This is a genomic window from Rhizobacter sp. P1_G5 (genome assembly GCF_056405435.1).
On the sequence record NZ_JBFUCB010001043.1, the window covers coordinates 1 to 1,101 of the forward strand.

Consider the following 1,101-nt stretch of genomic DNA (forward strand, 5'->3'; position numbering starts at 1 on the left):
TTTGTGAAGCCTGAGCACATGCAGCCTGAGCGCGAGCGGCGACGATCCCGAGGCGGTGAGAGACAGGCTGCACCGCGCCCGCGAGGCCTTGCTGGACACCCTGGAGACAGCACCATGAGCGACACGATCCTGAGCGTCAACGCGCGGGCGCGCCCGCTGGTCGAGCGCCTGCTCGCCGACGCCGATGCCCTGCAGGTCACGGTGCGCCGCGACGACCGCGGCGTGTGCATCGTCGATGCCGGCATCGAGGCGCGCGGCAGCATCGCCGCCGGCCTGCTGATCGGCGAGATCTGCATGGGCGGGCTGGGCCAGGTCGGCCTGCGTGCCGGCGCGCAGCACGGCTGGCCCACCTGGATCGAGGTGCGCAGCTCGCAGCCGGTGCTGGCCTGCCTGGGCAGCCAGTACGCCGGCTGGAGCCTCGCGGCCACGAAGGAGGAAACCGGCGGCAAGAAGTTCTTCTCGCTCGGCTCGGGCCCGGCGCGCGCGCTGGCCGGCAAGGAAGCCCTCTACCAGGAACTCGGCTACCGCGACCGCGCCGACTGCGGCGTGCTGGTGATGGAGGTCGACCGGCCGCCGCCGCCGGTGATCATCGACAAGCTGCTGCACGACTGCGCACTGAAGCCCGAGGGACTGACGATCATCCTGACGCCGACCACCAGCCCGGCCGGCACGACGCAGATCGTCGCGCGCGTGCTGGAGACGGCCTTGCACAAGGCGCACACGCTGGGCTTCGCGCTGCACCACGTCGTCGACGGCGTGGCCACCGCGCCGCTGCCGTCGCCGACACCCGACGGCGTGCAGGCGATGGGCCGCACCAACGACGCGATCCTCTACGGCGGCCAGGTGCACCTGAGCGTGCGCGGCGACGATGCGGCCGCGCTGGCGCTGGCTCGGCACCTGCCGTCCACCACATCGAGCGACCATGGCCGCTCGTTCGCCGACATCTTCAAGGAGGCCGGCTACGACTTCTACAAGATCGACGCCGGCCTGTTCGCACCGGCCGAGGTGTGGGTCAGCAACCTCGACAGCGGCCACACCTGGCATGGCGGCGCGCAGAACATGGCGCTGCTGCGGCAGCTCTGGCTGCAGGAGCTGTGATGC

The 1,101-nt window shown here is 71.3% G+C and carries 1 protein-coding gene; it reads left to right on the forward strand.

Annotated features, from left to right (window positions below):
* Nucleotides 1-114 precede the first annotated feature (114 nt).
* A complete protein-coding gene (gene mch, locus AC1D12_RS33850; RefSeq protein ID WP_477845453.1) occupies nucleotides 115-1,098 on the forward strand; it encodes a methenyltetrahydromethanopterin cyclohydrolase in 984 nt (327 codons plus the stop codon).
* Nucleotides 1,099-1,101: the final 3 nt, after the last annotated feature.

Coding starts and splice junctions, on each gene's coding strand:
- mch (WP_477845453.1), top strand. CDS start 115: ATGAGCGACACGATCCTGAGCGTCAACGCGCGGGCGCGCCCGCTGGTC.